26 protein-coding genes are annotated in these 25,661 nt (G+C 67.2%); 15 read left to right on the top strand and 11 right to left on the bottom strand.

Annotation, left to right across the window (positions count from 1 at the left end; genetic code table 11):
* Nucleotides 1–34 precede the first annotated feature (34 nt).
* Complete coding sequence (gene accD, locus HNP48_RS14780) at nt 35–907, top strand: acetyl-CoA carboxylase, carboxyltransferase subunit beta (protein WP_184858185.1); 873 nt, start codon at nt 35–37, stop codon at nt 905–907.
* Nucleotides 908–1,123: 216 nt separating this feature from the next.
* On the opposite strand, the gene HNP48_RS14775 is transcribed toward accD, so the two are convergent.
* Nucleotides 1,124–1,672, bottom strand: coding sequence for a YggT family protein (locus HNP48_RS14775; protein WP_184858183.1), 549 nt, complete (start codon nt 1,670–1,672; stop codon nt 1,124–1,126).
* Between the two features lie 81 nt (nt 1,673–1,753).
* Between HNP48_RS14775 and HNP48_RS14770 the strand changes: the two genes are divergently transcribed.
* The 13 genes from HNP48_RS14770 to HNP48_RS14710 all read left to right on the top strand — a co-directional run bounded on the left by HNP48_RS14770 (nt 1,754) and on the right by HNP48_RS14710 (nt 15,573).
* Nucleotides 1,754–2,389, top strand: coding sequence for an LON peptidase substrate-binding domain-containing protein (locus HNP48_RS14770; RefSeq protein ID WP_184858181.1), 636 nt, complete (start codon nt 1,754–1,756; stop codon nt 2,387–2,389).
* A 25-nt stretch (nt 2,390–2,414) separates the two neighbouring features.
* Entirely contained in the window at nt 2,415–4,313 is a 1,899-nt protein-coding gene (locus HNP48_RS14765) for a nucleoside-diphosphate sugar epimerase/dehydratase (protein ID WP_184858179.1), read from the top strand.
* Nucleotides 4,310–5,542 (top strand): lipopolysaccharide biosynthesis protein, encoded by a 1,233-nt coding sequence (locus tag HNP48_RS14760; protein WP_184858177.1) that lies wholly within the window; start codon nt 4,310–4,312, stop codon nt 5,540–5,542. The genes HNP48_RS14765 and HNP48_RS14760 overlap by 4 nt, the downstream gene beginning before the upstream one ends.
* A complete protein-coding gene (locus tag HNP48_RS14755) occupies nt 5,526–6,137 on the top strand; it encodes an acyltransferase (RefSeq protein ID WP_184858175.1) in 612 nt (203 codons plus the stop codon). Before HNP48_RS14760 ends, HNP48_RS14755 begins: the two co-directional genes overlap by 17 nt.
* A complete protein-coding gene (locus HNP48_RS14750; protein ID WP_184858173.1) occupies nt 6,130–7,194 on the top strand; it encodes a glycosyltransferase in 1,065 nt (354 codons plus the stop codon). The genes HNP48_RS14755 and HNP48_RS14750 overlap by 8 nt, the downstream gene beginning before the upstream one ends.
* Complete coding sequence (locus HNP48_RS14745) at nt 7,191–8,222, top strand: glycosyltransferase family 2 protein (protein ID WP_184858171.1); 1,032 nt, start codon at nt 7,191–7,193, stop codon at nt 8,220–8,222. Before HNP48_RS14750 ends, HNP48_RS14745 begins: the two co-directional genes overlap by 4 nt.
* Entirely contained in the window at nt 8,219–8,920 is a 702-nt protein-coding gene (locus HNP48_RS14740) for a methyltransferase domain-containing protein (protein ID WP_184858169.1), read from the top strand. Before HNP48_RS14745 ends, HNP48_RS14740 begins: the two co-directional genes overlap by 4 nt.
* 34 nt (nt 8,921–8,954) lie before the next feature.
* A complete protein-coding gene (locus HNP48_RS14735; RefSeq protein WP_184858167.1) occupies nt 8,955–10,319 on the top strand; it encodes a UDP-glucose/GDP-mannose dehydrogenase family protein in 1,365 nt (454 codons plus the stop codon).
* Nucleotides 10,306–11,478: a DegT/DnrJ/EryC1/StrS aminotransferase family protein gene (locus HNP48_RS14730; protein ID WP_184858165.1), complete on the top strand. Its 1,173-nt coding sequence runs from the start codon at nt 10,306–10,308 to the stop codon at nt 11,476–11,478. Before HNP48_RS14735 ends, HNP48_RS14730 begins: the two co-directional genes overlap by 14 nt.
* 2 nt (nt 11,479–11,480) lie before the next feature.
* Complete coding sequence (locus HNP48_RS14725) at nt 11,481–12,101, top strand: sugar transferase (protein ID WP_184858622.1); 621 nt, start codon at nt 11,481–11,483, stop codon at nt 12,099–12,101.
* Between the two features lie 141 nt (nt 12,102–12,242).
* Nucleotides 12,243–13,787, top strand: a complete 1,545-nt coding sequence (gene lysS, locus HNP48_RS14720) for a lysine--tRNA ligase (protein WP_184858163.1) — start codon at nt 12,243–12,245, stop codon at nt 13,785–13,787.
* A gap of 48 nt (nt 13,788–13,835) precedes the next feature.
* Complete coding sequence (locus tag HNP48_RS14715) at nt 13,836–14,864, top strand: diguanylate cyclase domain-containing protein (protein WP_184858161.1); 1,029 nt, start codon at nt 13,836–13,838, stop codon at nt 14,862–14,864.
* Between the two features lie 40 nt (nt 14,865–14,904).
* On the top strand, nt 14,905–15,573 hold the full coding sequence (locus HNP48_RS14710) for a mechanosensitive ion channel family protein (protein WP_184858152.1): 669 nt from the start codon (nt 14,905–14,907) through the stop codon (nt 15,571–15,573).
* Between the two features lie 30 nt (nt 15,574–15,603).
* Here the strand turns inward: HNP48_RS14710 and nagZ are convergent, their stop codons facing one another.
* The 9 genes from nagZ to lepA form a co-directional block, all read right to left on the bottom strand.
* Nucleotides 15,604–16,710: a beta-N-acetylhexosaminidase gene (gene nagZ, locus HNP48_RS14705; protein WP_184858150.1), complete on the bottom strand. Its 1,107-nt coding sequence runs from the start codon at nt 16,708–16,710 to the stop codon at nt 15,604–15,606.
* A 62-nt stretch (nt 16,711–16,772) separates the two neighbouring features.
* Nucleotides 16,773–17,168, bottom strand: coding sequence for a holo-ACP synthase (acpS, locus tag HNP48_RS14700; RefSeq protein WP_184858148.1), 396 nt, complete (start codon nt 17,166–17,168; stop codon nt 16,773–16,775).
* A 12-nt stretch (nt 17,169–17,180) separates the two neighbouring features.
* Nucleotides 17,181–17,927 carry a pyridoxine 5'-phosphate synthase gene (locus tag HNP48_RS14695; protein ID WP_184858145.1) on the bottom strand — a complete coding sequence of 249 codons (747 nt, stop codon included), beginning with the start codon at nt 17,925–17,927 and terminating at the stop codon, nt 17,181–17,183.
* A 14-nt stretch (nt 17,928–17,941) separates the two neighbouring features.
* A complete protein-coding gene (gene recO, locus HNP48_RS14690) occupies nt 17,942–18,700 on the bottom strand; it encodes a DNA repair protein RecO (RefSeq protein ID WP_184858143.1) in 759 nt (252 codons plus the stop codon).
* A gap of 55 nt (nt 18,701–18,755) precedes the next feature.
* Entirely contained in the window at nt 18,756–19,748 is a 993-nt protein-coding gene (gene era / locus HNP48_RS14685) for a GTPase Era (protein WP_184858141.1), read from the bottom strand.
* Entirely contained in the window at nt 19,745–20,428 is a 684-nt protein-coding gene (gene rnc, locus HNP48_RS14680) for a ribonuclease III (RefSeq protein WP_184858139.1), read from the bottom strand. The genes era and rnc overlap by 4 nt, the downstream gene beginning before the upstream one ends.
* Entirely contained in the window at nt 20,428–20,793 is a 366-nt protein-coding gene (locus HNP48_RS14675; RefSeq protein ID WP_184858137.1) for a DUF4845 domain-containing protein, read from the bottom strand. Before HNP48_RS14675 ends, rnc begins: the two co-directional genes overlap by 1 nt.
* A 38-nt stretch (nt 20,794–20,831) precedes the next feature.
* On the bottom strand, nt 20,832–21,809 hold the full coding sequence (gene lepB, locus HNP48_RS14670; RefSeq protein WP_184858135.1) for a signal peptidase I: 978 nt from the start codon (nt 21,807–21,809) through the stop codon (nt 20,832–20,834).
* A complete protein-coding gene (gene lepA, locus HNP48_RS14665) occupies nt 21,809–23,617 on the bottom strand; it encodes a translation elongation factor 4 (protein WP_184858133.1) in 1,809 nt (602 codons plus the stop codon). The genes lepB and lepA overlap by 1 nt, the downstream gene beginning before the upstream one ends.
* Between lepA and HNP48_RS14660 the strand changes: the two genes are divergently transcribed.
* Nucleotides 23,607–23,996, top strand: coding sequence for a hypothetical protein (locus HNP48_RS14660; protein WP_184858131.1), 390 nt, complete (start codon nt 23,607–23,609; stop codon nt 23,994–23,996). The two genes, lepA and HNP48_RS14660, sit on opposite strands and share 11 nt — an antisense overlap.
* A gap of 112 nt (nt 23,997–24,108) precedes the next feature.
* Here the strand turns inward: HNP48_RS14660 and HNP48_RS14655 are convergent, their stop codons facing one another.
* Entirely contained in the window at nt 24,109–25,578 is a 1,470-nt protein-coding gene (locus tag HNP48_RS14655; RefSeq protein ID WP_184858129.1) for a Do family serine endopeptidase, read from the bottom strand.
* Between the last annotated feature and the right edge of the window lie 83 nt (nt 25,579–25,661).

Genomic DNA, 25,661 nt, shown 5'->3' with positions numbered 1-25,661 from the left:
CGGTCTTTGACCCTGTCATTGACGAGGAAACACCATGTCCTGGCTCGAAAAACTTCTGCCCGCCAAAATCCAGCAAACCGACCCGACCGAGCGCCGCCAGGTGCCCGAAGGCCTGTGGATCAAGTGCCCGAGCTGCGAAACGGTGCTCTACAAGTCCGACCTGGAACACAACCAGAACGTCTGCCCGCACTGCAGCCACCACCACCGCATTGGCGCGCGCGCGCGCCTGGACGCCTTCCTGGACCCCGAAGGCCGCTACGAGATCGGCCAGGAAGTGCTGCCCGTGGACGCCCTGAAGTTCAAGGACAGCCGCAAGTACCCCGAGCGCCTCAAGGAAGCCCTGGAGAACACGGGCGAGACCGATGCCCTGATCGTGATGGGCGGTGCGGTCAAGAGCGTCAACGTGGTGGTCGCCTGCTTCGAGTTCGACTTCATGGGTGGATCCATGGGCTCCGTGGTGGGTGAGCGCTTCGTGCGCGGCGTGGAAACCGCCATCGAGCAGAAGGTGCCTTTCATCTGCTTCACCGCCACGGGCGGCGCGCGCATGCAGGAAGGCCTGCTGTCGCTGATGCAGATGGCCAAGACGAATGCCGCGCTGACGCGCCTGGCCAAGAAGGGCCTGCCCTACATCAGCGTGCTGACCGACCCGACCATGGGCGGTGTGAGCGCCGGCTTCGCCTTCGTGGGCGACATCGTGATCGCCGAGCCCAAGGCCCTGATCGGCTTTGCCGGCCCGCGCGTGATCGAATCGACCGTGCGCGTGACCCTGCCCGAGGGCTTCCAGCGTGCCGAATTCCTCCAGACCAAGGGCGCCGTGGACTTCATCTGCGACCGCCGCGAACTGCGCAACACCGTGGCCAGCAGCCTGGCCATGCTGCAGCGCCTGCCAGCCGACGCGGTGCTGTAACCGTCCCTCGTCTGCCCAGAAAAAAAGCGCCTTGTCTCTCGACAGGCGCTTTTTTGCTTTCTTTGGGTGGTATAGCCAGCATCGCTGGGGACTGGCACGATCAAGGCCAGCGCCCCCGCGCAAGGGCCGCCCCGCCGCGCTGGGGGCGTCCCCCTCCCGACTCGCGCAGCGAGTCGAGAGAGGGGTGAAGGCGCGAAGCGACTCAGGGGGTGCTTCTCACCTCATGACGCCAGCCTGGAGGTTGGCCAGCACGATCATCAGCACCTGCAGCAGCACCAGCACGACCAGCGGCGACAGGTCCACCCCGCCCAGCAGAGGAATCACCTTTTGGAAGGGCCGCAGCACGGGCGCGCACAGGCGCCACACCACGTCGGCCAAGGGGGAACGGGCCGATATCCACGACATCACGGCATGCACGATGAGCAGGCCCATGAGCCCCGACACCGCCACCTTGGCCAGGCCGAACAGCGCCAGCCAGGGCAGCCAGGCCCACGCGGCGGCCGCGCCGACGAGCAGCAGGAACAGCACGTACTGCAGCACCTGGAACAGGATGGCGGCCAGCAGGCTGGAGATGTCCCATTTGCCCACTGGCGGGATCAGCTTGCGCAGGGGCAGGATGACCCAGTCGGTCAGCGCAAAGACCAGCCCGCCGATGGGGTTGCCGAACGGCACCCGCTGCCATTGCATGTACAGGCGCAGCAGACAGGCCCCCGTGAGCAGGCCACCGACGACATCAAGCAGGAACGAAGCGATCTGGAAGAACATGGGAGCGAGCGGCAAAAAGGAAAGCGGGCGGTGCGAAAGCAGGCCGCGCCATGGGATGATAGCGGGCGAAGGTCTTGCTCAATGACACAACCCCTTTCCCTGTCGTCCCTGCCCCTGTTTCCGCTGGGTTCCGTGCTCTTCCCCGAGGGGCTGCTGGCGCTGCGCGTGTTCGAGGTGCGTTACCTGGACATGGTGCGCAAATGCCACCAGATGGGCGCGCCCTTCGGTGTGGTGGCACTCACCCAGGGCCATGAGGTGCGCCAGGCCGGCGCGCCCGAGGAGCAGTTCTGCGAGATCGGCACCCTGGCCGTCATCGAGCAGCTGGAAATGCCGCAGGCCGGGCTCATCACCCTGCAGTGCCGCGGCAGCCAGCGTTTTCGCATCGTGCAACGCAGCCACCTGGTGCACGGGCTGTGGATTGCCGATGTGACGCACATCGACCCCGACCTGCCCGTGCCCGTACCCGATGACCTGAAGAAGGCGTCCCAGGCCTTGGCGCAGGTGCTCAACACCTTGCAGCAGCGCGACCCCGAAAGCCCATCGGCCCTGGTGCCCACGGCCGCCCAGCTCGACGACTGCGGCTGGGTTGCCAACCGCTGGTGCGAACTGCTGCCCGTGCCGCTGGAGCTCAAGCAGCGCCTCATGGAGCTGGACAACCCGCTCGTGCGGCTGGAGCTGGTGGGCGACGTGCTCGAACGCACGGGCATCGCGCAGTGAGCGCCCTGCCGACGCCGGGGGCTGCGTGCTGAGCAATGTCCTGGAGTGGCCCCGGCCGGTCAAGCGGCTGGTGGTGGTGGTGCTGGACATCGCCATGGGCCTGTTCGCCATGTGGCTGGCCTTCACCCTGCGCCTGGATACCCTGCACTGGCCCGACGAGGGCATGCAATGGCTGGCCTATGTGCTGGCACCGGCGCTGGCCTTTCCCATCTTCGTGAACCTGGGGCTGTACCGCGCCATCTTCCGCTACACCGGCATCAACGCGCTCATCACCACGGGCAAGGCCGTTGCCATCTACGGCGCACTGCTGTTCGCCATCTTGCTGATCGGCAAGTGGAACGGGATCCCACGCAGCGTGGGCGTGCTGCAGCCGGTGATCTTTCTGCTGCTGGTGGGTGCCAGCCGTTCGCTGGGCTGGCTGTGGCTGGCGGGGCAGAACACGCGGGCCCCGCACCGCCTGCTGATCTACGGCGCCGGCTCGGCCGGCGCCCAGACGGCCGCCGGCCTGGTGAGCGCGCGCAACTATGTGCTCGAGGCCTTTGCCGATGACGACCGGGCCAAGGTGGGCCGCAGCATCAACGGCGTGCGCGTGTACGCGCCCATTGCCCTGGCCGAGGTGGTGCAGCGCTTTGGCATCACCGACGTGCTGCTGGCCCTGCCCAGCGTGCCGCGCCAGCGCCGCAACCAGATCATCCAGAACCTGCGCGATCTGCCCGTGCGCATACGCACCATCCCGGGCCTCACCGACCTGGCCAGCGGCCGCGTCACGGTGACCGACTTCCAGGACCTGGAGCTCGAAGACCTGCTGGGCCGCGACCCCGTGGCCCCCGATCCTGCGCTGCTGGGCCGCCATATCCGCGGCCAGGCGGTGATGGTCACGGGCGCGGGCGGCAGCATCGGCAGCGAGCTGTGCCGCCAGATCGCACGCCAGGGCGCGGCGCGCCTGCTGCTGGTGGACCACAGCGAGTTCGCGCTCTACAGCATCCACCAGGAGCTGCAGGCCATCGTGCAGCAGGAAGCCATGGCCTGCGAGCTGGTGCCGCTGCTGGCCAGCGTGGCCAACGCGCAGCACATGCGGGACCTGTGCCAGGCACAACGGCCCCACACCATCTACCACGCGGCGGCCTACAAGCATGTGCCCATGGTGGAGGCCAACGCGGGCGAGGGCATCCGCAACAATGCCTTTGGCACGCTGAACATGGTGCGCGCCGCCACGGCCAGTGGCGTGGAGAACTTCGTGCTCGTCTCGACCGACAAGGCCGTGCGCCCCACCAATGTGATGGGCGCGAGCAAGCGTGTGGCCGAGCTGGTGCTGCAGGCCGTCGCCTCCTGTGCAAGCCAGCCACGCACAGGTGACGGCACCCCGCGCACCCGCTTCTCCATGGTGCGCTTCGGCAATGTGCTGGGCTCCAGCGGCAGCGTGATCCCGCTGTTCCGCAGCCAGATCGCCGCGGGCGGCCCCGTCACCGTGACGCACCCGGAGGTGACCCGCTACTTCATGACCATCCCCGAAGCCGCGCAACTGGTGCTGCAGGCCGGCGCCATGGCCCAGGGCGGTGAGGTCTTCGTGCTCGACATGGGCGAGCCGATTCTCATCCTGGACCTGGCACAGCGCATGGTCGCCCTGTCGGGCCTGAGCGTGCGTGCACCGGGCCACCCCGGGGGCGACATCGAGATCGTCTTCACCGGCCTGCGCCCCGGCGAGAAGCTCTACGAGGAGCTGCTGATCGGCGACGGCGCCCTGCCCACCTCGCACCCGCGCATCCTGCGCGCGCATGAGGAGCACCTGGCCTGGGAGCTGCTGCATGGCCGCCTGCAGGCGCTGGAGCAGGCCATCGAACAGGGCGACCGCGGCGCGATGATGGTCCTGCTGCATGAACTGGTGCCGGGCTTCCACCAGGAGCCCCAACAGTCCCTGTCATGAGCGCCACCCTGCTGCGCGCCACGGCCACCTTGCTGACTGGCAGTGTGGCGGCCCATGCGCTGCCCCTGCTGCTGGGGCCGGCCCTCACGCGCCTGTACTCTCCCACTGAGTTCGGCCAGTTCGCGCTGCTCTGGGCCCTTGCCACCAACCTGGCCGTGGTTGGCTGTGCGCGCTACGAATTCGCGCTACCGCTGGAAAAAGCCGAAGTGGGTGCGGCCGAGCTGATGGCTCTGTGCGCACGGGTGCTGCTGGCGGTCACGGCCTGCGCGGTGGTAACGGGTGGCGCCGTTGCAGCCGTGCAGGGCCTGCCACTGGCCTGGGCCTTGCCGCTGGCCGTGCTGGCCATCGCGGCCACGCAGTGGCTCACGCTGTGGGCCACGCGCTCGCAGCGCTTTGGCCTGTTGTCGCTGGCGCGCCTGGTACAGCACGGCGGCGGCGCTGTGCTGCAGCTGGCGCTGGGCCTGCTCAAGATCGGCGCTGCCGGCCTGCTGGCCGGCGCCGTGGCCGCGGGCCTGGTGGCCGCCGCCGCCCTGGCGCGGCCGGCCCCTGCCGGGGGCTGGGCGGTGTTGTGGCGCACGCCCTGGGCATCGCTGCGGGCCATGGCCACGAAGCACCGCGACTTCCCGCTGCTCAACACGCCGCACGCCTTCATGGGGGCGCTGCAGGACACGCTGACCCTCATCGCGGTGGCGGCCTGGGCGGGCGGCGCCGCGGCCGGCCTGTGGGCGCTGTCGCTGCGCTACCTCAAGGCCCCGGCCACGCTGCTGGGCGGGGCCCTGTCGCAAGCGCTGTACCCCCAGCTGCTGCAGGCCCGCACCGCGGGCGAGGCCCGCGCCCTGGTGCGCAAGAGCATGCTGGCGCTGGCCACCATCGCTCTGCCGATGATGGCGGTGCTCATGCTCTGGGGGCCATGGCTGTTCACCACCGCATTCGGCGCACAGTGGAGCGAGGCCGGACCGCTGGTGCGCGCGATCGCGCCCTATATCGCGCTGCACTTCATCGCCTCGCCGCTGTCGGTGACCACGCTGGCCTGGCGCGCACAGGCCTGGGCACTCAAGCTCGCGCTGGTGGGACAATTGGCCTTCTTTGCCGGGCTACTGGCCGGCCTGGCCCTGGGTGGCCTCACAGGCGCGGCCTGGGGCATCTCGGCCTCCATGCTGCCCTACTTCGCCTACTACTTCCTCACCCTTGCCCACTGGAAAAACATTCCCGATGAAAGCCTGGCTTAACCGCGCACGGCGCCGGATCTGGCAGGCGCTGATGTACCGCATGGTGTTTGGCGAGCGCACGCCCGGCGGTGTGCTGCTGGCGCACACGCGCATCGCACCCAGCACCTGCATCGAAGGCGAGGAAGGCCTGCAGCTGGCGGACCATGTCTTCATCGGCCAGTTCAATTTCCTCGATGCCGGGGCAGGCCTCACGATCGGCGAGGGCGTGCAGATCACCAACTTCGTGAGCATCGTGACCCACAGCTCGCACCGCTCCATCCGCCTGCTCGGGCGTGGCTATGCCACCCATGCGGGCGGCGAAGTGCCCGGCTACGTGAAGGGCGCTGTGCACATCGGCGCCTACACCTTCGTGGGGCCGCACAGCCTGATCGAGGCCGGCACGCGCATCGGGCGCGGCGCCCTCATCTGCGCGTATTCGCAGGTGCGCGGCGAGGTGCCCGACTTTGCGGTGATGGCCGGCACCCCCGCACGCCAGGTGGGCGATGTGCGCACGGCCGATGCGGCCTTGCTGGCGCAACACCCCGAATGGGCCGAACACTACCGCGCCTGGGCGGGCGAGCTGCCCCAGGCCACGGAGCCCGACGCCCATGGCTGAAGCCCCCACGCACCTGTGCCTGCTGGGCGATGCCACGAGCCCGCACATCCAGCGCTGGGCCGCGGAAATGCGCGCGCGCGGCTACCGCGTGTCGCTGGTCACGGCGCACCCGGCCCCCATCGAAGGCGTAGAGCAGAAGGTGCTGGCACCCGTGCGCCGATCCACCGACTGGCTGCTGCGCGCCGGCCAGGCGCGGCGCTACGTGCAGGCCCTGGCGCCCGACATCGTGCATGCGCACTACACCACCTCCTATGGCTACCTGGGGGCGCGCTGCGGCCGCCACCCGCTGGTGATGACGGCCTGGGGCAGCGACCTGCTGGTAACCCCGCATCAGAGCGCGCTGATGCGCTGGCTCACGGGCTGGACCCTGCGGCGTGCCGACCTGATCACCGGCGATTCGGAAAGCCTGCTCGACGCCGCGCGCAGCTACGGCCCTGCCTGCCCCGTGCAGGAGATCCACTGGGGCGTGGACCTGGCGCGCTTTGCGCCTGCGCCCTGGGGAGCCAAGGCCGGGCTGCAGATCGTGAGCCTGCGCTCGTGGGAGCCCAACTACAACATCGACACCATCATCGAGGCCATCGCCACGCTGGTGGCACGCCATCCCGAAGCGGGGGTGCAACTGCACCTGCTGGGCGGCGGCTCGATGGAGGGCGCGCTGCGCGCACTGGTAGGCGCCAGGGGGCTGGAGCAGCATGTGCTGTTCCACGGCCGGCTGGACGATGCGGGCATGGCGCGGGTGCTCGCGCAGTGCAAGATCTCGGTGTCGGTGCCCACGAGCGACGCGACCTCGGTCTCGGTGCTCGAAAGCATGGCCTGCGGCCTCACGGTGGTGGCCAGCGACCTCGATGCCAACCGCGCCTGGCTGAACGCCGGACTGCTGGTACCCCCACGCGATGCGGCGGCACTGGCGCATTGCCTGGAAGCCCTGGCCGCCGACGATGCACGCATGCAGCGCCATGGAAGCGAGAACGTGCAGCGCATTGCACGCGATGGCGATCGGGCTGTACAGATGGACAGAATGGACCAACTTTACCGAGAACGGATGGGCACCCCATGAGCGCACCCCAGAGCGACCTGCGCTGGGTCAGCGTGATCGCCCCCTGCCGCAACGAGGCCGGGCATATCGCCGCCTTCTGCGACAGCGCGCTGGCGCAGGTGCTGCCGCCCGGCTGGCAGATGGAAGTGCTGGTGGCCGACGGCTGCAGTGACGACGGCACGCGCGAGCTGCTGGTCGCGCGCAGCACAGCGGACGCGCGGCTGCAGTGGGTCGACAACCCCGGGCGCATCGTCTCCACCGGGCTCAATGCCTGCATCGCCCGCGCACGCGGCGAGGTCATCGTGCGGCTCGATATCCACACCCGCTTTGCCCCCGACTATGTGGCGCGCTGCATCGAGACCCTGGCACGCACCAGCGCCGACAATGTGGGCGGCCCCTGGGTGGCCGAGGGCACGGGCCCCATGGGCCGGGCCGTGGCCGCCGCCTTCCAGTGCCGCTGGGTGGTGGGTGGCGCGCGCTCGCGCGACACCCGGTACGACGGCGCGGTGGACACGGTCTACCTGGGCTGCTGGCCGCGCGCCGTGTTCGAGCGCATCGGCGGCTTCGACGAGGCCCTGGTGCGCAACCAGGACGACGAGCACAACCTGCGCCTGCGCCTGGCGGGCGGGCGCATCTGGCAGAGCCCGCAGATCCATTCGCTCTACCACCCACGCAACTCGCTGCGCCACCTGTTCGCGCAGCAGCGCCAGTACGGCTACTGGCGCCCCTTCGTGATGCGCAAGCACGGGCAACCCGGCTCGGCGCGCCAGCTGGTGCCGGCGGCCTTCGTGGCAGCGCTCGCGCTGTTCGCGCTGTGTGTGCCCTGGACGGTGCTGCCCCTGGCGGCCCTGCTGGCCCTCTATGCTGTCTATGTGGGCTGGGCCTCTGTGTCGGCGGCACACGGCGCGGGCCAGTGGGGCCTGCTGGCACGCCTGCCGGTGGTGATTGCCGCCTACCACCTGGCCTATGGCCTGGGCACCTGGCGTGGCCTGTGGGATGTGCTGCGCGACCGCGCTCCGTCGACCCAATTCGCCCGCATCACGCGATGAATGGCAGCACCGAACCCCAGGCCGTGCAGGCGCGCTATGCGCGCCGCGATGGCGCGCAGGATGCCCTGCGCTACCAGCTGATGGCCAGCCCCTCGGCCCTGCAGGCCCAGCAGGAACGCCTGCGCGCCCTGGTGAAGCTGTGGAACGCCCATGGCTGGAGCAGCCTGGCGGACCTGGCCATCACCGAAGTGGGCTGCGGCGCGGGCGGCAACCTGCAGGACCTGCTGCGCCTGGGCGCCAGCCCCGCACGCCTGCAGGGGCTGGAGCTGATCGCCGAGCGTGCCGCACAGGCACGCGCCGCACTGCCTGCAGCCGTGCAGATCACCGAGGGCGACGCCACGCAGGCCCTCCTGGCCGAAGGCAGCCAGCAGGCAGTGCTGGCCTTCACCCTGTTCAGCTCGCTGCTCGACCCGGCCTTCCAGCGCCACATGGCAGAGACCTTGTGGCGCTGGGCGGCACCCGGCGGCGGCGTGCTGGTCTATGACTTCGTGGTGGACAATCCGAACAACCCGGATGTGCGTGGCGTACCGCTGGCAGAACTGCGACAGCTGTTTCCCAAGGCGCAGGTGCAGTCGCGGCGAATCACGCTGGCGCCACCGATTGCGCGCAGGCTGCCTGCCGCCTGCCTGGCGCCCGCATCCGCACTGCTGTACCCGCTGCGCACCCACCGCCTGACCTGGCTGGCCAAGCCAGCCTGAGTGCAGCCTTGTTGTATTTGGAACGTTTTCCCCCATGAAGATCACCGTCATCGGCACCGGCTATGTGGGCCTTGTCACCGGGGCCTGTCTCGCGGAGATGGGCAACCACGTGGTGTGCCTGGACCTCGATGCGCGCCGCATCGCATCGCTGAACCAGGGGCAACTGCCCATCCACGAGCCCGGACTGCTCGACGTGGTGCTGCGCAATGCGCGCGCCGGCCGCCTGGAGTTCACCACCGACACCGACCACGCCGTGGCGCACGGCCTGCTGCAGTTCATCGCCGTGGGCACCCCACCGAGCGAGGATGGCTCGGCCGACCTGCAGCATGTGCTGGCGGCGGCCCGCGCGATCGCCGAGCGCATGGCGGGCTACAAGCTCATCGTCAACAAGAGCACGGTGCCCGTGGGCACGGCCGACCGCGTGCGCGACACGGTGGCCGGCGTGCTGGCAGCGCGTGGCCTGGCGGCGGACTTCACCGTGGTGTCCAACCCCGAATTCCTCAAGGAAGGCAGCGCGGTGCAGGACTTCATGCGGCCGGACCGCGTGATCGTGGGCAGCGAGGACCACCGCGCCACCGAGCTCATGCGCGCCGTGTACGCGCCCTTCATGCGCAACCGCGACCGCCTGGTGCTGATGGACGTGCGCAGTGCGGAGTTCACCAAGTACGCGGCCAATGCCATGCTGGCCACGCGCATCAGCTTCATGAACGAGCTGGCGCTGCTGGCCGAGACGCTGGGCGCCGACATCGAGCACGTGCGCACCGGCATCGGCATGGACCCGCGCATCGGCACGCATTTCCTGTACGCGGGCACGGGCTATGGCGGATCGTGCTTTCCCAAGGATGTGCGCGCGCTCATCAAGACCGCGCAGGACGCGGGGCAGGCATTCCACATCCTGCCCGCCGTGCAGGCCGTGAACGAGCGCCAGAAACAGGTGCTCGTGGACAAGATCTGCGCGCGCTTCGGCCCCGACCTGTCAGGCCGACGCTTTGCCCTGTGGGGCCTGGCCTTCAAGCCCGGCACCGACGACATGCGCGAGGCGCCGAGCCTGGCCATCATCGAACGCCTGCTGGCCCTGGGCGCCGAGGTGGTGGCCTACGACCCGCAGGCCATGGACCAGGCGCGCCAGGCGCTGGGTCCGCGCGCCGGTCTGTCGTTCGCGGTGCTGGCCGATGCAGCGCTCACAGGCGCCGACGCGCTGGTCATTGCCACCGAGTGGAAGGAGTTCCGCAGCCCGGACTTCGCCCACCTGGCCGCCACGCTGCACGAACGCGTGGTGTTCGATGGCCGCAACCTCTTCGAACCCGCCGAACTGCAGGCCGCAGGGCTGGAATACCACGCCATCGGCCGTGGTACGGCCTCTGCGCCTCCCTTTGACACCGCCCATGCCCAACGCTGACACTCCCGCCCTGCCCTTCCTGCCCTTTGCGCGCCCCGACATCGGTGACGCCGAGGTGAACGCCGTCGCCGAGGCCATGCGCTCAGGCTGGGTCACGACGGGGCCGCAGACCAGGACCTTCGAGCAGGCCTTCACCGACTACCTGGGGGGTGGCGTGGACAGCCTGGCCGTGAACTCGGCCACAGCCGGCCTGCACCTGGCCCTGGAAGCGCTGGGCATCGGCCCGGGCGACGAAGTGATCGCCCCCACGCTGACCTTCACGGCCACGACCGAAGTGGTGCGCTACCTGGGCGCCGACCCGGTGCTGGTGGACGTGGACCCGGTGACGCTGAACATGGACCCGGCGCTGGTGCGCGCCGCGATCACGCCGCGCACCAAAGCCATCATGCCGGTGCACTATGGCGGCCTGGCCTGTGACATGGATGCCATTTTGGCCATTGCGAAGGAGCACGGCCTCAAGGTGGTGGAGGATGCAGCCCACGCCCTGCCCACGACCTGGAAGGGCACGCTGGTGGGGCAACTGGCGTCGGATGTCACGGTGTTCAGCTTCTACGCCAACAAGACCATCACCACCGGCGAAGGCGGCATGGCCGTGACGCGCGACCCCGAGCTGGCCAAGCGCATGCGCGTGATGCGCCTGCACGGCATGAACCGCGATGCCTTCGACCGCTTCACCTCCAAGACACCGGCCTGGTACTACGAGGTGGTGGCGCCGGGCTTCAAGTACAACATGACCGACGTGGCCGCGGCCATGGGCGTGCAGCAACTGGCGCGCCTGCCGGCTTTCGTGGAGCGGCGCCAGTACCTCGCGCAGCGCTACCACGCGGGCCTGAAACACCTGCCCCTGGTACTGCCGGCCGAGGCACCCGCGGGCGATGTGCATGCCTGGCACCTGTACGTCATTCGCCTGGCGCCCGGTGCACGCCTGTCGCGCGATGCGCTGGTGCAGGGACTGTCGGACCGGGGGATCGGCACCAGCGTGCACTATGTGCCGCTGCACCGCCACCCCTACTGGCGCGACCGCTACGCACTCACGCCCGCGATGTTCCCCGAGGCGGATGCGGCCTACCAGGCCATGGTGAGCATTCCGCTGTTCACGGCCATGGCCGATGCCGACCAGGACCGCGTGATCGCGGCCCTGGACCAGTTGCTGGGATGACCGTGCTCAAGCGCCTGATGGACATCGTGGTGGCGGGCAGCGCTTTGCTGCTGCTCGGCCCGCTGCTGCTGGCGATTGCCCTGTGGGTCCGCTGCGATTCGGCCGGGGGGGCGCTGTTCCGCCAGGAACGGGTGGGCCGGCACGGGCGGCATTTCACGATCTACAAGTTCCGCACCATGCGCACGGGGGCCGACAAGGCAGGCCCGGCCATCACGGTGGGCGAGGACGCACGCATCACGCGCGCGGGCCACTGGCTGCGCCACAGCAAGCTTGACGAGCTGCCGCAGCTGTTCAATGTGCTCACCGGCGACATGAGCCTGGTGGGCCCGCGGCCCGAAGTGCCACGCTATGTGGCGATGTACCCGGCGGACCTGCACGACCTGGTGCTCAGCGTGCGCCCGGGCATCACCGACCTGGCCTCCATCGCGTTTCGCAACGAGAGTGCGCTCCTGGCGCAAAGCGCCGACCCCGAGCGCACCTATGTGGAAGACATCCTGCCCGTGAAGCTGGACTATGCCGCCCGCTATGCCCAGCATCCCAGCCTGTGGCAGGACGTGGTGATCCTTGTGCGCACGGCCCATGCCGTACTGAAACCGTCCCAGGCCCCCAGCCAGCCCCGCTGAGCGACCGAAAACCCGGGCAGCGGGGGCAAAAAGCGTGCAACGCGCGCCAAGCCGATAAAATGGCGGGTTCGCCGCCGTGAACCGCCACGGCAGCCCCTTACCACGACGCACCACGCGCGCAGCGCATTGACAGCAGCACCTATGTCTGAACAGAACACCCCTCCAGTGCCCCCGGACGACAACAAGCTCATGGCCGAACGCCGTGAGAAGCTCCGCGCCTTGCGCGAAGTGCAGGCCCAGGGCGGCGGCGTGGCCTTCCCCAACAACTTCAAGCCCGCCAACAAGGCAGCCGAGCTGCATGCCACCTATGGCACGGTGGACGCCGAAGCGCTGGAAGCCAACCCCGCCACGGTGAGCGTGGCCGGCCGCATGATGCTCAAGCGCGTGATGGGCAAGGCCAGCTTCGCCACGGTGCAGGACGGATCGCTGGGCGACACCGGCGGCCAGATCCAGCTGTACGTGACGCGCGATGCGCTGGGCGAGGAAGCCTATGCCGCCTTCAAGCACTGGGACCTGGGCGACATCGTGGGCGCTGAGGGCACGACCTTCAAGACCAAGACCGGCGAGCTGTCGATCAAGGTCACGCGCCTGCGCCTGTTGACCAAGAGCCTGCGCCCGTTGCCCGACAAGTTTCACGGCATGGCCGACCAGGAGCAGAAGTACCGCCAGCGCTATGTGGACCTGATCACCGACGAGCAGGCGCGCAAGCGCTTCATCGCGCGCAGCAAGGCCGTGAGCGGCCTGCGCGAGTTCATGGTGGAGCATGGCTTCCTCGAGGTCGAGACGCCCATGCTGCACCCGATCCCGGGCGGCGCCAATGCCAAGCCCTTCGTGACGCACCACAACGCGCTGGAGCAGGAGATGTACCTGCGCATCGCGCCGGAGCTGTACCTCAAGCGCCTGATCGTGGGCGGTTTCGAGCGCGTGTTCGAGATCAACCGCAGCTACCGCAACGAAGGCATCTCGGTGCGCCACAACCCCGAGTTCACCATGATGGAGTTCTACGCGGCGTACTGGAACTACCTGGACCTGATGGATTTCACCGAGACGCTGATCCGCGAGGTGGCCCTGAAGGCCACGGGCTCGCTGCAGCTGACCTACCAGGGCCGCGCGGTGGACCTGTCGCAGCCGTTCGCGCGCCTGACCATCCGCGAAGCCATCTTCCAGTACACCGAAGCCGGCGCCCACGTGGACGATGCCGCCTGGCTCATCAGCGCCCTCAAGAAGCTGGGCCTGAACGAGGAGAAGGACAAGCTGTCCACCCGTTCGCTGGCCAGCCTGCAGGTGCTGTACTTCGAGGAGACGGTGGAAGACAAGCTGTGGCTGCCCACCTTCATCATGGAGCACCCGACCGAGATCTCGCCGCTGGCACGCGCCAACGACACGCGCCCCGAGGTGACCGAGCGCTTCGAGCTGTACATCACCGGGCGCGAGTTCGGCAACGGCTTCAGCGAGCTCAACGACGCCGAGGACCAGGCCGCACGCTTCCACGCCCAGGTGGCGGCCAAGGACAGCGGTGACGACGAGGCCATGTTCTACGACCACGACTTCGTGCGTGCCCTGGAATACGGCATGCCCCCCACGGGCGGCTGCGGCATCGGCATCGACCGCCTGATGATGCTATTGACCGATAGCCCCAGCATCCGCGACGTGATACTGTTCCCTGCGCTGCGCCGGGAGTCCTGAGCAACCGGCTGCCGCCTGCTTTTTGGAAAGCCGCCCCAAGGAGTCACCGTGCCATTCACTCCCAGCAGCGCCCCCTACCCCGGCGAGGGTGCATCGCGCAACAGCTTCTCGGTGCTGGTGGTCGAGGACCAGAACTCGGTGCGCGCGGCCCTGGTGGCCGAGTTGCGGCAGGCCGGGGTGGCGAAGATCTTCGAGGCCCCCGAGGGCACGGCGGCGCTGCACCTGTTCAAGGCCCAGCGCCCGGACCTGGTGCTGCTCGATATCAAGCTGCCTGGCAAGGATGGCTACTGGGTGGCCCAGCAGATGCGCGAAAGTGAGGCCGGCGACTGGACGCCCATCATCTTCCTGTCGGGACTGGACAACGAACTCGACGTCTGGCGCGGCATCGAGGTCGGGGGAGACGACTACCTGGTCAAGCCCGTGCGGCCCATCGTGCTGATGGCCAAGCTGCGCGCCATGCAGCGCCTGCTGGACATGCGCCGGCGGCTGGTGTCGGTGTCGGCCGAGCTGCATGTGGCCAACCAGCGCCTCAACGAGATGGTGGAGGTGGATTCCCTCACGGGCCTGGTGAACCGCCGCGGCTTTGACCGCATGCTGCACAACGAGATCCTGTCGGCCCGGCGCGACGGCACGCCGCTGACGCTGATGCTCTGCGACCTGGACCATTTCAAGCGCTTCAACGACGCCAGCGGGCATGTGCAAGGGGACTCTTGCCTCAAGGACGTGGGCCGGCTGCTGCGCGAGGTGTGCGTGCGGCCGCGCGACGTGGCCTCGCGCTATGGTGGCGAGGAGTTCGCGCTGATCCTGCCCAACACCCCGCGCTCCGGCGCCATGACCTTTGCGCGCGCGCTGGGGCAACTGCTCAAGGTGCGTGGCGTGGCCCACCCGGACTCACCGCTGGGCGATACGCTGACCCTCTCGGGCGGCATCACCACCTGCGTGCCCGATGACAGCACCAATGCCGAGAGCATGATCATGCGGGCCGACCAGGCGCTGTACGCGGCCAAGGCCCAGGGCCGCAACCGCTTCTTCAGCTTCGAGATGCAGATGGACACCGTGGAGCAGTTGCGCGGCTGATGGCGATTCTTGTTGTTCCGGAGCCTCGCGCTCTTTTCCCATGGCCACCACTGGTCTGCATGCTTTGAAGACACGTCTGCCCGACTGGGTGCAGGACTGGCTGGAGGTCATCGTGCCCGGCCTGCAGATCCTGCTGATCATTTTCGTCGCCTGGATGCTGCAGCGCCTGCTGCGCCGCCTGGTTGCACGCGCCGCCGCCCACTACCAGTTGCCCGATGAGCTGCTGGTGCCCATCAAGGGCTTGATCCGCTGGATCCTCGTGGCCAGCGCCTTCCTGCTGGTGCTCGAGCGCATGGGGGTGTCGGCCACCGTGCTGTGGACCGCCCTCACCGGCTTTGCCACGGTGGGTGCGGTGGCCTTCTTTGCGGCCTGGAGCGTGCTCTCCAACCTGTTCTGTGCGCTGCTGATCTTCACCGTGCGGCCATTCCGTGTGGGCGACTACATCGAAGTGCTGGACACGGCCGAGAAGCCCGGCGCCAAGGGCCGGGTGGCGGACATCAACCTGCTGTACACCACGCTCGAAGACCACCTGCACACGGGTCCCGAGGGCACCTGGCTGCAGATCCCCAATGCCCTGATCTTCCAGCGCGTGATCCGGCGCTGGCGCGGGCCGCCACCCGCCCCGGTGGAAGCTGCGGTGCCGGCGGTGCCCACTCTGCCTGCCGCCGCCCCGGTGCAGGACTCTCCACCCGCCACGCCTGCGCCCTGAACCGAACCAGGGCCGCGGCGCAGAGCATCCTCAGGGAAGCAGGTCCAGCGCCTGCAGGTAGGCGGGCTGGTACATGAGGTCATCCCAGGCCTGGGGGATGGTTTCGGGCAGCAGCGCGATGCGGCGCGATTCGCTGTCCACGCTGGGCTGCCAGCGGCCCTGGGCCCGGGCCTCGGCCAGGCCGTCGAGCAGTTCGTCCACGGCCTTGCCATCGCCCACGCTCTGGTTGCACAGCAGCACCAGGTCGCAACCGGCCTCCAGCGCCGCGAGCGCACCCTCGGTGTAGCTGACCAGCTGGCCGTCCAGGCGGCGCGCGCCCTCCATGCTCAGGTCGTCGCTGAAGATCGCGCCATCAAAGCGCATCTCGCGGCGCAGGATGTCCTGCAGCCAGCGTTTCGAGAAGCCTGCGGGACGGCTGTCCACCTTGGGGTAGATCACATGGGCCGGCATGACGCTGGTGAGCGTGGTGCTGAGCCAGGGGTACGGGGCGGCATCGTCGGCCAGGATGGCCTTCTTGCTGCGCGTGTCCACGGGCACCTCGGTGTGCGAGTCGGCCTTGACGAAGCCATGGCCGGGAAAGTGCTTGCCGCAATTGGCCATGCCGGCCTGCAGCAGGCCGTGCATGAGGCTCTTGGCCAGCAGGGCCACCACGCGCGGATCGCGGTGGAAGGCACGGTCGCCGATCACGCCGCTGCGCGAGGTGGCTTCGTCCTGCCAGTCGAGGTCGAGCACCGGGGTGAAGGAGAAGTCCACGCCGCAGGCACGCAGTTCGGTGCCGAGCACGTAGCCGGCGGCCGTGGCGGCATTGGTGGCGCGCAGGGCACCGCTGCCGGGCTGGGCCTTGGCGCCTTTGCCATCATCCATCCACAGCTCGCCCAGGGCGCGCATGGGCGGCAGGTGGGTGAAGCCATCGGTGCGAAAGCGTTGCACGCGGCCACCCTCGTGGTCCACGCAGATCAGCAGGTCGTCGCGCACGGCCTTGATCGCGCTGGTCAGGCCCAAGAGCTGGGCGCGGTTCTCCCAGTTGCGAGCAAACAGGATGACACCGCCGGTGAGCGGGTGGGCCAAGCGGCGGCGGTCGTCGGCGCTCAGGGAGGTGCCGGCCACATCGAGGATGACGGGTGCGTGTTCGGTCATGCGTTGCTGGAAAGAAAGAGGATGGGGAAGGTGGGCGCGCCAGGGCGGGCCGCCCGCCGGGATCAGGGCGCCTTTTCGACGACGCAGAAGCTGGCCGCGTAGTCGGTCTCGTCGGTCACGCTCAGATGGGCCGTGAGGCCGCGCGATTCGAACCACTCCTTGAGCGCGCCGTGCAGCACGATCACGGGCTGGCCCGAGGCGAGCTTGGCTACCTCGCAGTGGCGCCAGGTCATGGGCATGCGCATGCCCAGGCCGATGGCTTTGCTGAAGGCCTCCTTGGCAGAAAAGCGCGTGGCCAGGTAGCGCAGGCCGCGGTCAGGCCAGCGGGCCGTGCGGGCACGCCAGGTGGCGAGCTCGCCTTCGGACAGCACCTTCTCGGCAAAGCGGTCGCCGTGGCGCTCCAGGCTGGCCTTGATGCGGCGCACGTCGCAGATGTCGGTGCCGATACCGTAGATCATCGGTAGCAGCGCTCAGGCGGCGTCGATGCAGGCGTTGTAGGCCTGCACCGTGGCGGCGTAGCCCAGCTCCAGCGCATCGGCGATCAGGGCGTGGCCGATGGAGACTTCCAGCACGCCAGGCACGCCGCGCACAAAGGCGGTGAGGTTGTCGCGGTTGAGGTCGTGGCCGGCATTGACGCCCAGCCCGGCATCCAGGGCAGCCTGGGCGGCGGCACGGTAGCGCTCGAGCTGCGCAGCCTGGTCCGGGGTGCCCCAGGCGGCGGCGTAGGGTTCGGTGTAGAGCTCGATGCGGTCGGCGCCCACGGCCTTGGCAGCGGCCATGGCTTCGGGCGTGGGGTCCATGAACAGGCTCACGCGCACACCGAGGGCCTTGCATTCGGCGACCAGGGGTGCCAGGCGCTCGGCGTCCTGCGGAAAGCTCCAGCCGTGGTCGCTGGTGAACTGGTCTTCGCTGTCGGGCACGAAGGTGGCCTGGTGTGGACGCACCTGGCGGATGAAATCCATCAGGTTCTGCGAGGGGTTGCCCTCGATGTTGTACTCCCGGTCCGGCCAGGCCTTCATGAACTCGGCCAGCTCGTACACGTCGTGGCTGCGGATGTGGCGCTCGTCCGGACGGGGGTGCACGGTAATGCCCCTGGCACCGGCCTCAAGGCACAGCTCGGCTGCACGCGTGACACTGGGAATGCCCAGGTGGCGTGTGTTGCGCACCAGGGCGACCTTGTTGACATTGACGGACAGGGCGGTGCGGTGTTGTGCCATGGAGGAAATGGAAGTCAAAGGGACTGCAGGTCCATCATGAGCTGGCGGGTGCGCAGCGTGGGACTGCCGCAATGGTATTGCAAGAGCGCCCTGAGCTGGGGCTTGAGTTCGGCAGCCACAGGTGCGCAGGCGCGCAGGGTGGCGGTGTAGCCGGTGTCCAGCGCGGCCTGCAGCGCCATCCACTGGCCTGCGGGCAATGCGACGCGGTCGCCCGCCGAGGCCCTGCGCAGGCCGCCTTCTGCTACCAGGGTATAGCGCGCGGCCGCCTGCAGGGGCTCGAAGGTCATGGTTTCCGCATCCAGGCTGGGCAAGAGGCCGATCTCGCGCAACAGCAGCAGCTCGAAGCTGCGCAGCACGGGCTCCAGTGCATCGCCATGCTCGCTGGCCAGCACGCGCACCACCCCGGCGTAGGCATCGAACAGCGCCGTGTGCGCGTCGGCCCGCGCCAGCAGGCGCAGCAGCAATTCGTTGAGGTACATGCCCGACAGCAGGGCATCGCCCGTGGGCATGACATGCCCACCCACCCATTCCGCTCCTTTGAGGGTATGGATGTCGGCCGTACCGTCGCCCGAGAGCGTGTAGGTGAGCAACAGCGGCTGCAGGGGCAGCAGCACCGGACGGAAGTTGGAGGTCGGCTTCTTGGCGCCCTTGGCGACCAGGGCCACGCGCCCCTGGCGGCGGCAGAAGACTTCCAGGATCAGGCTCGATTCGCTCCAGTCGTAGCTGTGCAGCACGAAGGCGGGCTCATCGGAGACGCGCTTGGCAACGGCCATGGCAACGCCTCAGCCGATCAGGCACGGCAGCACGGACACACCGGCGTCCATGCCCTCACTCGTAGCCAAAGGAGCGCACGCGCGCTTCGTCATCGGCCCAGCCCGAGCGCACCTTGACCCAGAGCTCCAGGAAGACCTTGGCGTCCATGAGCTTTTCGAGCTCCTGGCGCGCCTCGGTGCCGATGCGCTTCAAGCGCTCACCCTTGTCGCCGATGACCATCATCTTGTGGTTGTCGCGCTCGACCACGATGGTGGCCGCGATCTTGACCAGGCGCTTGTGCTGCTTGCTGGCCTCTTCCTCGAATTTGTCCACCACCACGGTGGAGGTGTAGGGCAACTCGTCGCCAGTGAAGCGGAACAGCTTTTCGCGCACAGTCTCGCTGGCGAGGAATTTCTCGCTGCGGTCGGTGAGCTCATCCTCGCCATACCACCAGCCCTGCTCGGGCAGGTACTTGGCGCAGATGTCGAACAGGCGCTCGATATCGCCCTTGTTCTTGGCCGACATGGGCACGAACTCGGCAAACGGGTGGCGCTCCTGCATGCTCTTGAGCCAGGGGGCCAGCTCGGCGCGGCGGTTGACCATGTCGAGCTTGTTGGCCACCAGCAGGGTGGGAATGCCCGGCTTGAACAGGGACAGCACCTTGGCGTCGGCCAGGGTGAAGTTGCCGGCCTCCACGACAAAAAGGATCAGGTCCACGTCGCCAATGGCCCCCATCACGGTCTTGTTGAGCGACTTGTTGAGCGCCGTGGCATGCCGGGTCTGGAAACCCGGCGTGTCGACGAAGACGAACTGCGTCAGGTCGCGGGTGCGGATGCCAGTGATGCGGTGGCGCGTGGTCTGCGCCTTGCGCGAAGTGATGCTGATCTTCTGGCCCACCAGGGCATTGAGCAGGGTGGATTTGCCCACGTTGGGCTTGCCCACGATGGCGATCACACCACAGCGCTGGCCTTCCACCGCAGCGGGCACGCGCGCCGCGGCCAGCATGGCCTCGAGATCGTCGGGCGACTGGCCAGGGGTGCCAGCCGGATCGTTGGTGGCTTGGTTCATAACTTCTTTGCTTTCAGTGTGGCCAGCATGGCGGCCGCCGCGGCCTGCTCGCCAGCGCGGCGGGAGCCGCCAATGCCGCGTTCAGTCAGGCCCAGCTCGGGAATTTCGCACTCGACGTCGAAAGTCTGGCGGTGCGCCGCCCCCACAGTGGCCACGACGGCATACTGCGGAAGCTTCATTTTGCGGCCCTGCAGCCACTCCTGCAACGCGGTCTTGGCATCCTTGGAGGCCGCCTGCATCTGCGGGTTGATCTCGATGCCCTCATAGAGCCGGTGCACCAGCGCCTCGGCCGGGCCATAGCCGGCATCGAGGAAGACGGCACCGATCAACGCCTCCACGGCATCGGCCAGGATGGAGGGGCGCTGGTGCCCCCCCGACTTGGACTCCCCTTCGCCAAGGCGCAGCACCTCGGAGACGCGCAAGCGCAAGGCCAGCTGGTGCAGGGTGTCCTGCTTGACCAGATTGGCCCGCACCCGGGAGAGATCGCCTTCGGGCAGCGAGCCCAAGCGCTGGTACAGCAGGCTGGCGACTGCCAGGTTCAGGACGGAATCGCCGAGAAATTCCAGCCGCTCATTGTGGTCGGCCGAAAAGCTGCGGTGCGTGGTTGCACGCTGCAGCAGAGAAGCATCGGAGAACGGGTGCTGCAGGCGGTCCTGCAGTGCTTGGAGACTGGGAGGCACTACTTGGTCTGTCCCTCGAAGCGGTAGACCAGGAACGCCGGGCCGGCCAGGGGGATCTCGCGTGAGTACTTGAAGCTGACCACGTTCTTGTCGCCACGCTTCGTAATATCCAGATCTTTGCCCTGGATAGAATTGATGTTGTCGATGGCCGCAGCGCGATCAAAGGCACCACGTATGTTGGGAACCGTCGTCTCTTCCCTGGCGGCCTTGTTGGCCGCCTTGTTGATGGCTTGGTACTCCAGGAATATCGGCAACGATTGCCCACCGATGGCAAATGCGGCGACGCAAAACAGGCCGATGAAAATCACGCCGATGAAGGACAGGCCACGCTGGCGCGAACGGCTGGCAAAACGTTGGGTATGCATGCTCTCCCCTCTCAATGTTGGTGGAAATGAGCGATCGGTCAATGGAAGGGCCCGATGCGCTTGAGATTACCGAAATTCATCCAGACAAAAAAGGCCTTGCCCACGATGTTGGCGTCCGGCACAAAACCCCAGTAGCGGGAATCCAGCGAATTGTCGCGGTTGTCCCCCATCATGAAGTAGTGGCCTTCGGGCACCTTGCAGACGACGCCTTCGACACTGTAGCGGCAGTTGTCGCGGTAGGCAAAATTCGTCGCGCCCTGAATGAATGCGGGAACCTCGGGATTGTTCAGCAGGCGGTGGGGCTTGCCGTCGACCTGCTCCTCCAATTGCTTGAAATAGCGCATGGTGTCTTCCTCGAAGAAGTCCGGGGCATTGGTCGTCGGCACCGCCTGGCCATTGATCGTGAGGCGCTTGTTCAAGTAGGCCACCTCATCCCCGGGCACACCGATCACGCGTTTGATGTAGTCGAGGTTGGGCTGGGGCGGGTAGCGGAACACCATCACATCGCCGCGCACCGGCTTGTTGCCCTCGATGATCTTGGTGTTGATCACCGGCAGGCGCACGCCATAGGTGAACTTGTTGACCAGGATCAGGTCGCCCACCAGCAGGGTCGGGATCATCGAGCCCGAGGGGATCTTGAAGGGCTCGAACAGAAAGGAGCGCAGCACGAAGACGGCGGCGATCACCGGAAACAGGCCGGCGGTCCAGTCCAGCCACCAGGGCTGCATGAGCAGGCGCCCCTGGGCTTCCTGCACGTCCACATCTACCTTCTGGATGCCCATGCGGTCCAGCTCGGCCCGGCGCTGAACGGCCGCGTCCTCGATCGCCTGGGCCGCGCGGCGGCGCTGGGGCAGGAAGTACAGGCGTTCAGCCAGCCAGAAAGCGCCCGTGACCACCGTGGCCAGGAACAGCAGCAGCGCAAAATTGCCCTCGATGAGGCCAAAGTACCAGGAGCCCATGTAGCCGACGAAGGCCGCCAGGATGGCCGCCGTGAGAATTTGCATGAACTGCTGCATCAATCTTCCACCTGCAAAATGGCGAGGAAGGCCTCCTGGGGCACCTCGACCGAACCGATCTGCTTCATCCGCTTCTTGCCCGCCTTCTGCTTTTCCAGCAGCTTGCGTTTGCGGGTGATGTCACCGCCATAACACTTGGCCAGCACGTTCTTGCGCAGCGCCTTGATGGTCTCGCGCGCAATGATGTTGGCACCGATGGCGGCCTGGATGGCCACGTCGTACATCTGGCGGCTGATGATCTCGCGCATCTTGCCGACCACGGCCCGGCCGCGGTACTGCGACTGCGAGCGGTGCACGATGATGGACAGGGCGTCGACCTTGTCGCCGTTGAGCAGGATGTCCACCTTGACCACGTCGGACGGGCGGTACTCCTTGAACTCGTAGTCCATGGACGCATAGCCGCGCGAGACGGACTTGAGCTTGTCGAAGAAGTCCAGCACGATCTCGCCCAGCGGCATGTCGTAGGTCAGCATGACCTGGCGGCCGTGGTAGGCCATGTTGATCTGCACGCCGCGCTTCTGGTTGGCCAGCGTCATCACCGGGCCCACGTAGTCCTGGGGCATGTACAGATGCACCGTGACGATGGGTTCGCGGATCTCCTCCAGCCGGCCCTGGTCGGGCATCTTGGACGGGTTCTCGACCATGATGATCTCGCCGTCGGCCTTCACCACCTGGTAGACCACGCTGGGCGCGGTGGTGATCAGGTCCTGGTCGAACTCACGCTCCAGGCGCTCCTGCACGATCTCCATGTGCAGCAGGCCCAGGAAGCCGCAGCGGAAACCGAAGCCGAGCGCCTGGCTGACCTCGGGCTCGTAGTGCAGCGAAGCGTCGTTGAGCTTGAGCTTTTCCAGCGCATCGCGCAGCGAGTCGTACTCGCTGGCCTCGGTCGGGTACAGGCCGGCGAACACCTGGGGCTGGATTTCCTTGAAGCCCGGCAGCGCCTCCTCGGCAGGACCTGCGTTGTTGGGCAGCTTCTTTTCGAGCGTGATGGTGTCACCCACCTTGGCGGCCTGCAGCTCCTTGATGCCGGCAATGATGTAGCCCACCTGGCCTGCATCGAGCGAATTGCGCGGCTCGTTGGCAGGCGTGAACACACCCAGGTTGTCCGCGTTATACACAGCCCCCGTGGCCATCATCTTGATGCGCTCGCCCTTGAGCAGGCGGCCATCGACCACGCGCACCAGCATCACCACGCCGACGTAGCTGTCGAACCAGCTGTCGATGATCATCGCGCGCAGCGGGCCATCGGCATTGCCGCGCGGCGCGGGCACCTTGGCCACGATGGCTTCGAGAATCTCTTCGATGCCCATGCCGGTCTTGGCCGAGCAAGGAATGGCATCGGTCGCATCGATGCCGATCACGTCCTCGACCTCGGCCTTGGCGTTGTCGGGATCGGCGTTGGGCAGGTCCATCTTGTTGAGCACCGGCAGCACTTCGACACCGAGGTCCAGCGCGGTGTAGCAGTTGGCAACGGTCTGCGCTTCCACACCCTGCGAGGCATCGACGACGAGCAGCGCGCCCTCGCATGCAGACAGCGAGCGGCTCACCTCGTACGAGAAGTCCACATGGCCCGGCGTGTCGATCAGATTGAGGTTGTAGACCTGCCCATCACGCGCCTTGTACTGCAGCGCAGCGGTCTGCGCCTTGATGGTTATCCCACGCTCTTTTTCGATGTCCATCGAGTCCAGGACCTGGGCCTCCATCTCGCGTTCCGCAAGCCCTCCGCAGCGCTGGATCAAGCGATCGGCCAGCGTCGACTTGCCATGGTCGATGTGCGCAATGATGGAAAAATTTCTGATGTGGTTCATCAACGGGAAGCGTCAAGTAATTGAATTAAAACGGCGCGCGCAAGAAAAAAGGGCGCGTCGAGTGGCGACGCGCCCTGAACCAACAATCATTGGCAACTGCGATAGTTGGATCTTCATTGTAGGCAAAAAGCGTGTCGAGAGCAGCCCGGCACTGGCAGGAAAAGGGTCGTTGCCTGACTGCAACAGGGATTTTATACACAGTTTATTCACAGATCCAGACCCCATGCTGATGAACAACTTGTGGGTGAGCTGTGGATCAGCTGTGCATGAACCCGGAGCATCCCGCATGGTGGAGCAGAAGCTGTTCAATATGCACATAACAGTTGAACAGATCCCTGCATTCTATCGAAACTGGTTGATGCCTCACCTCAAAAGTTAGCGAGAACTAACCTCTCAATTTTTTTTCAGGCTGCAGCAGGGCACCGGCTACAGGGTGGTTTTTCCGGAAAGCCCCACCGCAGCCAGAGGGAATACCCCGGGGGACGCCGTACTCAGCGCAGCGCGCGGATCACCGCATACTGGGTCCACTCGCCGCGCCGATAGAGCACGCTCAAGGGCTTGCTCTTGTCCGCCTTGGACACCACCGCCTCGAAGTCCTTGAGACCCGTGATCTCCGCATTGGCCACCGACAGGATCACATCCCCCTCGCGCAGGCCGGCGCGCGCAGCGGCCTCCGTGGCGGACGCCACAGCCACCCCGCCCTTGAGCTTGAGTTCCTTCTTCTGGGCGTCGGTGAGCTCGAGCACGGACAGACCGAGTTGCTGGGCGGCTGCCGAGGCCTTGGGCTTTTCTTCGCGCTCCACCGCCTTGGCCACCGGCTTGTCGGGCTCGATCTCGGCAACCGTCACCTGGAGGTCCCGCGCACTGCCGCGACGGAACACCGTGATGGAGCTCTTGGTGCCAGGCTTGGTGTTGCCCACCAGGCGCGGCAGGTCGGCCACCTTCTCGATGGGCTTGCCGTCGAAGCGCGTGATGATGTCACCGGCCTCGATGCCCGCCTTGTCCGCTGGCGAACCCGTCTCCACGCCCGTCACCACCGCGCCCTGCGCCTTGCCCAGGCCGATCGAGTCGGCCACGTCCTTGCTCACATTGCCGATCTGCACGCCGATGCGGCCGCGCGTCACGCGCCCCGAGGTGCGCAGCTGTTCACTCACGCGGATGGCCTCGTCCATGGGAATCGCGAACGAGATGCCCATGAAGCCGCCCGAACGGGAATAGATCTGGCTGTTGATACCCACCACCTCGCCACGCATGTTGATCAGCGGGCCGCCGGAGTTGCCAGGGTTGATCGCCACATCGGTCTGGATGAAGGGCAGGTAGTCACCGGTATCGCGCGCCTTGGCGCTCACGATGCCGGCCGTCACGCTGTTTTCCAGGCCGAAAGGCGAACCAATGGCCATGACCCATTCCCCGACCTTGAGGCGACTCACATCGCCCACCTTCACGGCCGGCAGGCCGGTGGCCTCGATCTTCACCACGGCCACATCGGTGCGCTTGTCGGCCCCCACGACGCGGGCCTTGAATTCGCGCTTGTCGGTCAGCGTCACGATGACCTCGTCGGCGCCATCGATCACATGGGCATTGGTCATCACAAAGCCGTCGGCCGTGAGGATGAAGCCGGAGCCCACGCCGCGCGGCTGCGCCTCCTCGTCCTGCTGGGGCCGCTGGGGACGCTGCTGGCGCGGCATGTTGGGGATGGGCACGCCGAAGCGGCGGAAGAACTCCAGCATCTCCTCATCCATGCCGTTCGCGCCCGAGCGGTCCGATGCCTTCTCGCGCGTGCGGATGTTCACGACCGAAGGGCCGACCTGGTCCACCAGGTCCGTGAAGTCCGGCAGGCCCCGCACCACCGCGGATTGCGCCATCGCCACGCCCTGGGGCAGCACGGCCACGCTGGCCACCGTTGCCACCATGCCCGACATGGCCAGGGCGCGCAACATACTCCAATCAAACTTGGACATCATCGACCTTTCATGAAATGTGGGGAATGCCAAAAATCTGTCACTGCATGGGAAAGCAGGGGCGGCAAATGGTTCCCGAAACC

Origin of the sequence: Acidovorax soli (genome assembly GCF_014207955.1) — a bacterium.
Lineage (GTDB): Bacteria > Pseudomonadota > Gammaproteobacteria > Burkholderiales > Burkholderiaceae_C > Acidovorax > Acidovorax soli_A.
This window is presented reverse-complemented; position numbering and strand designations above follow the sequence as displayed.